The 11,910-nt window shown below is 71.9% G+C and carries 10 protein-coding genes and 1 tRNA gene; 2 read left to right on the top strand and 9 right to left on the bottom strand.

Annotated features, from left to right (window positions below; all coding sequences use genetic code 11):
• Positions 1-181: 181 nt before the first annotated feature.
• From ACSRUE_RS28150 to ACSRUE_RS28140, 3 genes are all read right to left on the bottom strand, one after another.
• The gene (locus ACSRUE_RS28150; protein WP_441286294.1) at positions 182-1,630 is read right to left on the bottom strand and encodes a flippase; all 1,449 of its coding nucleotides are present in this window, start codon (positions 1,628-1,630) and stop codon (positions 182-184) included.
• Positions 1,631-1,943: 313 nt separating this feature from the next.
• Positions 1,944-2,016 (bottom strand) — tRNA-Gly (locus tag ACSRUE_RS28145).
• Between the two features lie 175 nt (positions 2,017-2,191).
• On the bottom strand, positions 2,192-2,734 hold the full coding sequence (locus ACSRUE_RS28140) for a hypothetical protein (protein WP_441286293.1): 543 nt from the start codon (positions 2,732-2,734) through the stop codon (positions 2,192-2,194).
• 248 nt (positions 2,735-2,982) lie between these two features.
• On the opposite strand from ACSRUE_RS28140, the gene ACSRUE_RS28135 reads away from it, so the two are divergent.
• A complete protein-coding gene (locus tag ACSRUE_RS28135) occupies positions 2,983-3,303 on the top strand; it encodes a hypothetical protein (protein ID WP_441286292.1) in 321 nt (106 codons plus the stop codon).
• Positions 3,304-3,555: 252 nt separating this feature from the next.
• Here the strand turns inward: ACSRUE_RS28135 and ACSRUE_RS28130 are convergent, their stop codons facing one another.
• The 6 genes from ACSRUE_RS28130 to ACSRUE_RS28105 form a co-directional block, all read right to left on the bottom strand.
• Positions 3,556-4,194 (bottom strand): sterol desaturase family protein, encoded by a 639-nt coding sequence (locus tag ACSRUE_RS28130; RefSeq protein WP_441286291.1) that lies wholly within the window; start codon positions 4,192-4,194, stop codon positions 3,556-3,558.
• A gap of 195 nt (positions 4,195-4,389) precedes the next feature.
• Positions 4,390-5,544: an iron-containing alcohol dehydrogenase gene (locus ACSRUE_RS28125; protein WP_441286290.1), complete on the bottom strand. Its 1,155-nt coding sequence runs from the start codon at positions 5,542-5,544 to the stop codon at positions 4,390-4,392.
• The gene (locus ACSRUE_RS28120) at positions 5,541-6,902 is read right to left on the bottom strand and encodes a glutamine synthetase family protein (RefSeq protein ID WP_441286289.1); all 1,362 of its coding nucleotides are present in this window, start codon (positions 6,900-6,902) and stop codon (positions 5,541-5,543) included. Before ACSRUE_RS28120 ends, ACSRUE_RS28125 begins: the two co-directional genes overlap by 4 nt.
• Positions 6,903-7,009: 107 nt before the next feature.
• Entirely contained in the window at positions 7,010-7,624 is a 615-nt protein-coding gene (locus tag ACSRUE_RS28115; protein WP_437767335.1) for a hypothetical protein, read from the bottom strand.
• Complete coding sequence (locus ACSRUE_RS28110) at positions 7,617-9,377, bottom strand: serine/threonine protein kinase (RefSeq protein WP_441286288.1); 1,761 nt, start codon at positions 9,375-9,377, stop codon at positions 7,617-7,619. The genes ACSRUE_RS28115 and ACSRUE_RS28110 overlap by 8 nt, the downstream gene beginning before the upstream one ends.
• A gap of 229 nt (positions 9,378-9,606) precedes the next feature.
• A complete protein-coding gene (locus ACSRUE_RS28105; RefSeq protein WP_441286287.1) occupies positions 9,607-9,861 on the bottom strand; it encodes a hypothetical protein in 255 nt (84 codons plus the stop codon).
• Positions 9,862-10,577: 716 nt separating this feature from the next.
• On the opposite strand from ACSRUE_RS28105, the gene ACSRUE_RS28100 reads away from it, so the two are divergent.
• The gene (locus ACSRUE_RS28100; protein ID WP_441286286.1) at positions 10,578-11,819 is read left to right on the top strand and encodes an alpha/beta fold hydrolase; all 1,242 of its coding nucleotides are present in this window, start codon (positions 10,578-10,580) and stop codon (positions 11,817-11,819) included.
• The last annotated feature ends 91 nt before the right edge of the window (positions 11,820-11,910 follow it).

Genomic DNA, 11,910 nt, shown 5'->3' with positions numbered 1-11,910 from the left:
GAGCCATGGGCATCGCGCGGTTCTGCGTGGATCCCGCCGGATGAGAGCGCATGTCGGCAGCCGCAGAGAGCCACGGCGAGCGCGGCTTCCGGCGGAAAATGCGGAAACTCGATGGCCCCGTGTTCCACACAGCGGCGCAGAGGAGCGCGCAGCGCCGGGCCCGCCCGCGATGGAACGCAGGTCAGGCCACGGTGGCGGGTGAGGCGCGGACGCGGCGCGCGAGCAGCGCGCGCAGCTCGCGGAAGGAGACGACGCGCAACGCGAGGAGGAGGACGGGGTAGACAGCGACGCCCACCGCGATCGACGCCCACATACCGGCGAGGACGCGCGCGGCGTACGCCGCGATGACCATGACCGCCGTCGCGGCGAGGACCGCGAGGATGCGGCCGAGCTCCACGACGTGGGCCCAGCGCGCGGAGATGCCCCACGACGCGATCAGCGCGCCGGCGCTCACGGCCAGCGTCGCGCACGCGGCGCCCATGGCGCGGTAGCGCGGCAGGAGGAGCAGGTTCAGCGCGACGTCGGCGACGAGCGCCAGCGCGAGCAGCTTCACCATCGCGACCTCGCGCTTCGCCGCGAGCAGCGGCAGCGTCACGACCTGGAACGCGAACGTCACGGGGACGCCGCACGCGAGGACCCGGAGGACGTCCGCCGCCGGGGCGTAGTCGCCCGTCCCTCCATAGACGAGCTGGATGACGTCTGGCGCGAGCAGGAAGACGCCGGCGGCGACGGGCAGCCCGAAGAGCGCGGCGACGAGCATGCAACCGCCGTAGAGGCGCCCGAACGCGTCGCGATCCTGGACGTAGAGGCGCATGCCCGCCGCGAAGGCGGCGCCGAGCAGGACGTCGGGGAGCATCCTGAAGTTCTCGCTCAGCACCCAGGCCGCGCTGAAGACCCCGACGGCTTCCTCGTCGCAGAGCGCGCGGAGCATGACGCGGTCGATCTGGAGCAGCGCGCTCGAGAGCGCCCCGAGCACGCCGATCGGCAGGCTGCGCTTCGCGATCTGCCAGAGCTCGGCGGGCGGCGTCGTGAGCTCGGGCCGGTAGAGGCGAGCGCGGAGGTAGTACGAGGTGATGGCGAGCTCCAGCACGTTGCCGAGCAGGAACGCCACGGCCGCGGCGACGACGCCGAAGCCGAGCGCGAGCAAGGCCGCCGAGAGCGCGATGACGAACAGCCGCGCGCCGAGCTCCGCGTACAGGATGTACTGGAACCGCTCGTGGGCCTCGAACGAGAGCCACATGGTCGAGTAGAGCAGCGTCGCCAGCTGGGAAGCCGCGGCGAGCACGATGAGCTGCGCGCCGAGCCCCGAGCGCGTCGCCAGCACGACGGCCACGGTCGCGCCGAGCACCACCGTCCCGGTCACGCCCCGGATGGCGAGCGCCGCGCCGAGGTGACGCGGCCCGAGCTCGGGCTTCACGGCGACCTCCCGGGCCAGGTACCCCCTCACCCCGACGCCGGCGGCGATCGTGACGATCCCCGCGATCGCGAGCGACGCCTGGAACTCCCCCCAGGCGGCGACGCCCACCTTCCGCGCGAGATAGCCGACGAACACGACGCCAAGGACGGCCATGATCGCCTGCTTCAGGAGCATCAGCGCCGCGTTCAGCGCGATGCGCCGGCCATCCTTCATGAACACCTCCCGGTGTCCCCATGCTGTCCGGCACCGCTGTCCGCGCAGCGGTACCGGCCCCGATTCGAGCGTCGTGCGCCCCCAGAGCGCGTCCGTCTCGCGCAGCGAGCGCTGCCCGGTGGCGCGAGCGCAGGCGCTCGCTCAGCGAGCGCCGTCGCCCGAGCTCAGCAAGAAGCGCCGTCCGAGGCGCGGCTCGGTCACGAAGCGCCGTTTGAGACGGCGCTCCAGCGCGAGAACGCGAGGGGCCCTTCAACCTCGAAGCACCCGAGGTGCAGGAGGATCGCCAGCGCAAAAGGGGGTCGGCGATCCTCGGAGCGGGACACGGGATTCGAACCCGCGACCCTCAGCTTGGGAAGCTGATGCTCTACCAACTGAGCTAGTCCCGCGCGAGGTGGAGGAAGCTTCTACCGAATCCGGAGCCGCTTAGCAACCCCTTCATTTCGTTTTCGATTCCGACGTCGCCACGTCGTCATGTCTCGCCCCGGTTCGCCGCCGTTCGCCCCCGTTCGCCCGGAGCCGGGGCTCGTCGGCGCGCATCCCAAGCCGCGCCGCGACCGGCGCCTACCGGCGCGCGCGCGCGCGGAGCGTGGGCGCGCCGAGCGTCTCGCCCGGCAGCGGCGAGCGCGCGCGGATGGCGCTGTCGCAGTCGCTGGTCGCCGCCGCGATCGCTCTGGAGATCTCGATCTTGCCGGCGTCCGGCGGGATCCAGGGCAGCTGGTGCAGGATGGGCCTGTCCGGCGGCAGCCAGCGCAGGCTCCGCGTGACGAGCACGACCGGGTGGTTGCTGTCCACGAGCTCGCTCGCGAGGCGCGCACCGCCGAGCGGGGCCGGCGGAAGATCCAGGCAGATGAGGCACGCGTCGAACCGTTCGGTCGCCGACGCGAGCAGGGCGTCGTCGATCGACGAGGCGTCCACGATCTCGACGTTCGTCAGCGCCCCCTCGATCGCGCGGGCGAGCGCGTCGCAGGTCGCGGCGCGGGCGTCGTGCGCAAGCAGGAGCCTGAGCCCGCGCACGGAGCGCGGTCCAGGCCGGCGGGCCTCGACGACCTGCAACCTGCCCGAGGGCGGCGTCTCGCGCTCACGAGGTGCACGTCGAACGGTCATGGACTCCCCTTCCTCAGCTACATCAGGGCAACCGTGCCCCAGGCTAACACCCCTTGAGCTCAAACTGACCAACCTTTATATGAGGGCGCGCTTCTTTCCTCGTCGCCGGTTCTCGGTTCTCGTTCATCTCGGTTCTCATTCGTCTCGATTTTCGTCGCGTCTCGGTTCGCAGGCGCGGCGCCCGCAAGCACGCCGCGACGCGGCATGCCAGCAAGGTCTACGGAAACATCTACGAAGGACGGTCACGCATGAGTCGGTTTCTCATCTCCACTCCTTGCGAGTGCCAGGCAAGCCTGTCAGCCACCCTGGACGAGCACCGGCACGTCACCGCCGGGTGGGCCACCCGGAGTCCCCGCGGCCGGTCGGCCGCCGGTGAAGCCGACAAGGAGATCGCGCCGGCGCACAGCATCAACGCTCACCTCGACCGGTTCGACGTGGCGTGGTTGTGCCCCTACTGCGGGCGCAACACGCTCCGCACCTTCGATGCGGGCGCCATGAGGCGGCTGCCTGCGGCGAGCGCCTCGCCTGCGGCAGGGCTCGTTCCTCCCGGCACCACCTCCTCGCCGTGAGGCCCCCGATGCGCCGCGACCTCCTCGGTCCGCGCGTCGAGCAGATCCATCCGCTGCGCGCCTGAGCCTGGGCAGGCGCCGTGCGATCGCGGCCGCGCGGCCCCGCGCGGCGCTGCTGCTCCGCATCTCCCGCGCAGGCGCGAGCGTCCGGGCGCGACCGCTTCATGGCCCCTCAACCCGCCGCGCTCCGGGCCCATTCCCACCCTGTCGGCGATCAGCGCCGGCGCGCTCCGGCGCGCGCCGCTGTCTCGCTCAGCTGCCTTTTCCTGCCTGCGACGTGCCCATCGTGCCGAAGACCCAGTCCCAGAGCGGCGACGACACGCCCCACCGGGCATTTTCTCCCGTGTGGTGATGGACCATGTGATGGCGCTTGATCCACTTCGCCCAGCGCGAGCTCATCCGGAAGTGATGAATGGCATAGTGCGTACCGTCGTACGCCAGGTATCCGAGGCCGAAGCCGATGAACAGCGGATCCGCCGGAACAGGGCCAAAGAGGACGCGAAACAGCGTGTAGAACGCGATGCCGAGGGGGATGCTCGCGCCGAGCGGCATCACCAGCCGGTCGGCGTCCTGCGGGAAATCATGGTGCACCCCGTGGAGAACGAAATGCATCCGGCGCTGCCATAGGCGCGGCCCCACGTAGTGAAACACGTATCGGTGCAGGACATACTCGGCGAACGTCCATAGAAACAGGCCGACCAGCGCGAGCCCGAGCCCGGTCAGGAGGCCGACACCATGCCGGGCGGCGCGCACGCCCAGATAGCCGTAGACCGGCAGCCAGAAGACGAACGGTGTGATCGGATGGATCCGCGAAAACCGCTCGATGAGCGGCGTCTCGAACATTTGGCATGTCGCTGGACGCGCGGTGCGCTCGGTGGAGGTGACGGTCATCGTGCCCCCCTGGTACCGCATTTATCCATTGTCGGCCAGCGGTAGGCCGGCGCCCAGCGGCCCGCTGGACACCGGGAAATGACCATGATCCCGTCACGGCAGGCGCTCGCCGGCGCGATCCTTCCGCGGCGGCGACGCGTTCGCGCCGGCCCCGCGTCCACCGCGAGCCGCGCCTCGCCCGGGGCAGGCGCGCGATCAGCTCGAGAAGGACGCCTCGTAGAGACGGCGGAGATCGTCGCGCGAGCAGGGGCGCGGGTTGCTCGTGTGACACGCGTCCTGGGCGGCGAGGTCGGCCAGCGCGTCGAGCTTGTCGCGGGGAACGCCTGCCTTCTCGAGGCCGGCCGCGAGCCCGATCCGGGCGCGCAGGGCGCGGATCGCGTCGGCGCACGCGGCGGCGTCCTCGGGAGCGCCGAGCAGGGCCGCGACGCGCGCGAGGCGCGGCGCGGCCGCGGCGACGTTGAACTCGACGACCGGCGGGAGGCAGAGGGCGTTCGCGAGGCCGTGGTGCAGGCCGCACTCGCTCGAGAGCGGGTGCGCGAGCGAGTGGCACGCGCCGAGCCCCTTCTGGAACGCGACCGCGCCCATCATCGCCGCCTTCATCATGCCGCCGCGCGCCTCGAGATCGTCGCCGTGCGTGACCGCCCGCGCGAGGTGCGCGGCGGCGAGGCGGATCCCCTCGAGCGCGATGCCGTCGGCCATCGGGTGATCGCCCTTCGCGACGTACGCCTCGATACAGTGGGTGAGCGCGTCGAAGCCCGTCGCCGCCGTGAGGAAGGCCGGCATCGACCGCGTCATCACCGGATCGAGCAGCGCGGCGTTCGCGAGCAGGTGCGGCGAGAAGATCACCGTCTTCCGGTGGTTCACGTCGAGCGTCACGACGCCCGAGCGGCCGACCTCGCTGCCGGTCCCGGCCGTCGTGGGGATCGCGAGCATCGGCGGGACGTCGGGCGTGATGAAGCGATCGCCGCCCGTGGCGTCGTCGTAGTCGACGAGCGGCCGATCGTGGTTCACGCCGAGGCGCACCAGCTTGCCGACGTCGAGCGGCGAGCCGCCCCCGAGGGCGACGACGAGATCGGCGCGGGCCGCACGGAACGCGGCGACGCCGTCGTGCACGTTCTTCTCGACCGGGTTGCCGAGCACGTCGTCGAAGACGGCCACCTCGAGGCCCTCCTTCCGCAGCGACGCGGCGACGGGATCGAGCAGACCCGAGCGGACGACGCCCTTGTCCGTGACGACGAGCGCCCTCGCCGCGCCGAGCCGGCGCGCCTCGGCGCCTGTCTGCTCGACGACGCCGGTGCCGAAGAGGATGCGTGTGGGAAAGCTCCAAACCGTGAACTGGCTCATGATCACACCGCCTCGAAGTAACGCTTCAGCTCCCAATCCGTGACCGCGCGCTCGTACTGCCGCACCTCCCAGTCGCGCGTCAGGACATAGTGCTCGACGAACCTCTCGCCGAGGATCTCGCGGGCCCCCTTGCTGCCCGCGAGCATCCGGGTCGCGTCGGAGAGCGTACGGGGCAGCGACAGGCGCGAGGACTCGGTGGACGACGCGTCCCCGGCGGCCTGCGCGGGCGGCTCGACGCCGTTCTCGATGCCGTAGAGCCCCGCGCCGAGGCACGCGGCCATCGCGGTGTACGGGTTGATGTCCGCCGCCGTCTGCCGGTACTCGACGCGCGCGCCGGGCGTGCCGAGGCCGATGAGGCGGATCGCGGCCGTGCGGTTCTCGACGCCCCAGCTGGCGGTGAGCGGGGCCCAGACGCCGGGCACGTACCGCTTGTAGGCGTTGATCGTCGGCGAGTAGATCGCCGTGAGCTCGGGCATCAGGGCGATCTGGCCGCCGACGTAGTGGCGCAGCGCCGCCGGGATCCGATCGGGCGACGACGCGTCCTCGAAGACGTTGCGGCCGTCTTTCCAGAGGCTCTGGTGCAGGTGGCCGCTCGATCCGGGGAGATCGGCGTTCCACTTCGCCATGAACGTGACCGACAGGCCGTGCTCGTGGGCGATCTGCTTCATGGCGACCTTGAAGAGCGCGGCCTTGTCCGCGGCGCGGAGCGCGTCGTCGTAGCGGATCGCCGCCTCGTACACGCCCGGGCCGGTCTCGGTGTGCAGGCCCTCGATCTCGACGTCGAAGGCCTGCATCTGATCGAGGATGGCGGCCATGAGCTTCTTGTTCTGCCCCTCGCGGACCCACGAGTAGCCGAACATGCCGGGGCTGAGCGGCGTCAGGCCGGCGAACCGCTTCTCGTGCAGCGAGCGCGGCGTCTCCTCGAAGAGGAAGAACTCGAACTCGCACGAGAACTTCGCCGAGAACCCCATCCGCTCGCCCTTCGCGATGACGCTCCGGAGGAGCGAGCGCGGGCACGCGGGGTGCGGGCCGCCGCGCTCGTCGCGGAAGTCGGCGAGCATCGCGACCGTCCCCGGCTCCCACGGGAGGTCGCGCAGCGTGCTCGGATCCAGGACGGCGTGCGCGTCCGGGTAGCCGGTGTGCCAGCCGGTCACCTTGGCGTTGTCGTAGAGGACGTCGGCGATGTCCCAGCCGAAGATGACGTCGCAGAAGCCGAAGCCGCTGTTGAGCGCGCTCTTCAGCTTCTCGATGGAGACGTACTTCCCGCGGAGGATGCCGTCGATGTCAAAGCCGCCGATCTTCGCGCGTGTGATGCCCCGCGCTTCCAGATCGGAGAGGAGCTTCTCGGGGGTCGAGGCGGTCATGGGCCGCGACGATAGCAGGGGAACGGGGCGACCTGGCAAGCGCCCGCGCGAGGCGCGCGACGACCGCACGGCGCCCCGCCGCCTGGATGCGCGCGTCCGGCGCGCGCTCACTTCACCCGGACGACCTGGATCGGATAGCGCTCCGAGAGCGGCACGAGCACGCGCTCGACGAGCTCGCGGACGCGCGCGTAGCGCTGGTGGTTCGTCGCCGCCGGATTGCGCTTCGAGTCGACGACGCCGATGCGGATGTCCAGCGTGCGCGCGTCCTCGACGCCCCCCGTCACGAACGCGTCCGGGTGCACCTTGTCGAGCTCGACGTTGAGCTCCGCCGCCTCCGGTGCCGCGCCGACGAAGGTGACCTCCAGCGCCTCGCCCAGGCCGTTCAGCACGGCGTTCAGGTTCTCCACCGGGAACGGCTGGCGCGCGAGCCACGCGACGACGGCGCGGCGCGCGCCGCGCAGCGCCACGCTGACGGCGAGCGCGACCGAGATCGGCGCGAACACGAGGACCCCGAGCGCGCGCGCGACCTCGGGGCCCGCGTCGCGGCCGAGCGCCCCGAGGAAGACGAGCAGGAAGACGCCGGAGGCGAGCGCCACGAGCGGGGGATCGGTGAGCACGCCCCACCGCGAGGTCGACGCGTTCATCAGCCGCGTGAAGCGGGCCGACACGCTCTGATCGGCGCGCTCGCCCGCGGCGGCGCCCCCGTGCGTCGGATCAGGCATCTCCAGCATCTCCGAGCATGCGCCAGAAGAACAGCCCGACGCCGAACAGGAGCAGCACGCCGGCGACCCAGAACGAGCGCACCGGGCCGAAGCTCAGCGCCTCGCCCGATTGCTTCATGATGAGGTCGGCCACCGTGACCACGCACGCGAACACGATGCAGGCCACGGGCAACCCGAGCTGCTGGACGAGCGTCGGCCCGCCGAGCGGCTTCGGGTCCGGCGGGCGCGGCCGCCCGTCCGCCGGCGGACGCGCCGTCGGCCGGTACCTGCTCGACGGCATGTCCGAAAGCGCGCGCACCGCGGCCGGCATGACCGACGTCGTGCGCGGCGCGACGCTGAGCGCCATCTCCAGCGGCGGCGTGCTCTCCATCATCCCGCCCCCGCGCGCGAGCATGCTCGGCGGGGCGCTCTCCATCCCGCCGCCGCGCGGGAGCGCGCCCACGGGCGTCGCCTCCGCGAAGCCGGCGCGGCCTCGCGCGCTCGTCGGCACGCTCTCCGGGACGAGCGCGCCCATGCCTCTGCTGTGCGGGCTCTGCGGCGCCTCGGGGAGATCCATCTCGAGCCCGGCCGAATCCGAGGGCGGCGGCGGGCGCACGCTGCTCGCGGGACCTTCGCGGCGCCCTCCCCTCGGCGAGCGCATCGACGCCGGGGCCACGTCGAGATCGAGCTCGAGCGACCCGGCGTCGCTGGGCGTGTCGAGCCACACGTGCGCGGCGCGCTTCACCTGCGGGGCCGCGCGCATCGACGACGACGGCGGCGGCGGAACGGAGTACGCGTCGTCCTGCGCGGAGGTCCGCCCGAACGTCGCCGGGAGCCCCATCGCCGCCTCCAGCTCCGTCCAGAAGGCCTCGATGTCGCGCGTGCGGTCGCGCGGGCTCACCGCGAGCGCGCGCTCGAACACCGCGTCGACCTCCGGCGGGATGTTGGCGCCCTCGGTCCGGGGCGTGGGCCGGCGCTTCACGTCGAGCGCCGTCCCCATCATCGCCTGCGCCTCGCCGTCGATCACCTGCCGCCCCACGAGCGCCTCGACCATGGTGAGCGCGAGACCCCAGACGTCGGTCCAAGTTCCCGCCTGCCCGAACCGCTTCGGCGCCCACTGCTCCGGGGCGCCGTACGCCGGGGAGAACGCGTTCAGCGGGTCGCCGTTCGTCACCCGTCCGACGGCCTGCTCGGCCAGCGTCTTCGCCTGCGCGATGCCGTAGTCGAGGATCCTGAGCCGCTCCGTCCCCTCCTGCGTCGTGATGAAGATGTTCTCGGGCTTGAGGTCGCGGTGGATGATCGACACCGTGCCGTTCGGGCTCGGGAAGCGGTGCGCGCGCGCGATCGCCTGCGCGATGGGGCGCATCATCTTCATCAGCCTGTGCAGCGGGATGGGCGGCTCTCCCTTGAGCCTCCGTCGATCGATGACCTTGTCGAGCGACTCGCCCTCGAGCCACTCGAGGGCCAGGAAGGGGACGAACTCCCCTCGCTTCAGGTGCAGCACGTCGACGTGGAGCGGGCGGACGACCTCCGGGATCGAGGCCGAGAGCCGGAAGAGCAGCTGGGCCTCCTCGCGGAACTTCTCGAGGAAGAGCTGCCGCTCGCGCGGGGTCTTCGCCTCGGACACCTTCAGGCATTTCAAGGCGACAGGCGCGCGGAAGCCGGCGTGGAGCGCGCGGTACACCACGCCGAACCCTCCCTCCGCGACCACCTGCTCGACGTGGAAATTACCCGCCTGCGTGGTCCCGACGATGCCGAAGACGTCGTCCGCCATGCTCCCTGAGCCATAGCGCACGGGGCCGCTAGACCGAAGGGTGAAACCTACTTTTCCTGTTCGATCGTCCCAGGTCCACCGGGCCATCGGCCATCGGCCATCGGCCATCGAAGGCGAAGGGGCGCCAGGGTGACCAGATGGGCGTAGAGGACGGAGAAGGGGGCGAGGTCGACCGTTCAACGTGACCGCACGTGGCCGCGAGGCGGCCGCGCGGCCCGGTGGCGCCGGCTCAGCTCCGGAGGTGCGAGGAGGCGTCGCGGTGGGCCCGGTCCTCCTCCTGGAGGATCGAGAACACAAGCCCGGCGCCGATGATCGGCAGGAGCCAGACGAGCTGCGCTTGCCAGACCTTCTGCTTGGGCTCGTAGACGCGACTCCGGAAGACGCGCACGGTGACGTAGACCTGGAAAGCAAGGACCGCCGCGATCGCGGCGCCGACGAGGATATCGAAGTGCGTCATGGATGGGCCGCGGACCAGCCTAGCCACGAAGGGCCTCCCTGCAAGGCAGCGGAGCCTGCCGTAGCGATTTCGTCCCCGGCGGGCACGGAGCCGACGCACCGGCGGGCGGGCAACCCGATCGAGACCGTCCGCGGCTGCGTCCCGTCGGGCACGGCCCGGGGGTTCATGAGCCGGTCGGGATCGGCCTCGTCAGGGAGCTGAACGAGCGCTCCATCGACTTCGATCGCCGCCCGGCGGCGCCTCGCCGCATTCCAGCTTGCGCCGATCGCCTCCCGACGGCACTTCAAAGTAAGGCATCTTACTTCGATCGCCTCCCGGCGGCACTTCAAAGTAAGGCATCTGTGCGGCTGTAGCACCAGGACACCGAGCACGTTCTTCAAGCGAGAAATGAGCCGCCAAGACGCGATAAGACGCCATGAGATAACCCGCGTAAAGGCGCCATGAAATAACCCACGTAGCTTGGCGTCTTATGGCGTTCTTGGCGGTTCGAAACTCTGCGCTTTTCAGGCGGTTTCAACCCGTTGGTCGCCCTGGCCGTTCGGGGCTGCCGGGGAACGCCGCTGCCGCATGCGCGCGCTCCGCTCGCTGCCAGCGGGACAGCCGAGCTCGCCGCCGGCAGCGGGCAGCACCTCGTCGCCGGCAGCGCCGCGGCGCATCGCGCAAGCGCGATCCCGGAGCTCACCTGCGGTCTCCAGGGAGAAATCCCGGGCGGAGCACCGCCGACGTCGTACTAGAGTGCGCGCGTGCCTCGACCTCGACCCGGCACCCGCCCACGACGCACCTCGACGCCCGACGTCCCCGTCCTCCTGCGCGGCCGGGTCCTCCTCGCCGGCGCCGCGGCGTGGCTCGCGGCCGCGTGCTCCACGCCGTCGTCGGGGGTCGACGGCGGCGACCTGCTCGGCGTCTTCGAGCAGGACGCCGGCGCAGTTGCGGCCGACGGCGGGCAGCCGCGGCCGTCGGCGGCCCGGCAGGACGCGGGCGCCCGCGCGGCCGGTCCGGCCAGCGCGGCCGCGCCGCCGGCGAAGCCGCCCGAGGCCAGGCTCCCCAGCGAAGGGAGCTGCGTCGCCGAGCAGGGGCGCCCCGGGCGAGAGCTCCGCAAGACGCTCGGCAGGCCGCCGTGCCGCGGTGCCCAGGTGCTGGAGACGCGCGACGCCGAGGGGTCGCCCCGCTACGCCTGCGTGATCGCGCCGAGCGGCGTGGAGACGCGCGCGCCGCTGCCGCTCATCGTCTTCTTCCACGCCGACGGCGACAACCCGACGAGCGTCGACAAGGAGACGGGCCTGCGCAAGCTCGGCGCCACGTGGAACCTGACCGGCGACCCGGCCCACGCGGGCTTCATCGTCCTCGCGCCCCAGGGCCGCGCCTTCAAGACGCCGAGCCAGGCCGAACGCGAGCGCGGCACGAAGATGTACACGCCGACCGCGCCGTTCGACGTCGAGTTCACCGGCGAGGGCAACGTCGACGTCGCGACCACCGACGCCTTCGTCGACCAGCTGCTCGAGAAGAAGCTCGTCGACCGGCGGCGCATCTACGCGCTCGGCGGCTCCTACGGCGGCCACATGGCGGCGACGTACGCCATGATGCGCGCGGACCGCGTCGCGGCGTTCGCCACCTTCGGCAGCAACGCGCCGCCCGCCGAGTGGGCGTGCCCCGGCCCTCCCCCGCCCGCGATGGCGGTCTACCGCGCGTGCGACGACATGTTCCCGTGTGAGTCGGTCGAGCGATGGCTGCGCGCGCGCGACGCGCTCTCCGCGCACACCTCGTTCCTGCGCCTCGACGCGGCCGGCAGGGACGAGCCCCACTGCGCGCTCCGGAACCGCTGCTCCGCCAAGAAGGGCGCCATCAACCACGCCCGCTGGCCGAAGTCGCGCGAGGCCGACATGCTCCGCTTCTTCGCAGGGCACGTCCTGGCGCTCGGCGCGAACGCCGCCGCAGCCGGTGCCGCAGAGCGCCCCCGGACGCAGACCGACACAAGCGCGCGCTGACGGACGCCGGCCGACGCACCCGGGCGCAGACCATCGCGAACGCGCGCTGTCGGACGCGCACGGACGCGCACGGACGCGCACGGACGCAGAT

The organism is Sorangium sp. KYC3313, from assembly GCF_052075895.1.
Lineage (GTDB): Bacteria > Myxococcota_A > Polyangia > Polyangiales > Polyangiaceae > Sorangium > Sorangium cellulosum_B.
The sequence above is the reverse complement of the archived record's forward strand: the minus strand, read 5'-3'. Positions and strand labels throughout refer to the sequence as shown.

Bases quoted from the DNA above. Each gene is read 5' to 3' on its own strand.
- ACSRUE_RS28130 (WP_441286291.1), bottom strand. From the start codon at position 4,194: ATGACCGTCACCTCCACCGAGCGCACCGCGCGTCCAGCGACATGCCAA.
- ACSRUE_RS28110 (WP_441286288.1), bottom strand. From the start codon at position 9,377: ATGGCGGACGACGTCTTCGGCATCGTCGGGACCACGCAGGCGGGTAAT.
- ACSRUE_RS28115 (WP_437767335.1), bottom strand. From the start codon at position 7,624: ATGCCTGATCCGACGCACGGGGGCGCCGCCGCGGGCGAGCGCGCCGAT.
- ACSRUE_RS28150 (WP_441286294.1), bottom strand. From the start codon at position 1,630: ATGAAGGATGGCCGGCGCATCGCGCTGAACGCGGCGCTGATGCTCCTG.
- ACSRUE_RS28135 (WP_441286292.1), top strand. From the start codon at position 2,983: ATGAGTCGGTTTCTCATCTCCACTCCTTGCGAGTGCCAGGCAAGCCTG.
- ACSRUE_RS28120 (WP_441286289.1), bottom strand. From the start codon at position 6,902: ATGACCGCCTCGACCCCCGAGAAGCTCCTCTCCGATCTGGAAGCGCGG.
- ACSRUE_RS28140 (WP_441286293.1), bottom strand. From the start codon at position 2,734: ATGACCGTTCGACGTGCACCTCGTGAGCGCGAGACGCCGCCCTCGGGC.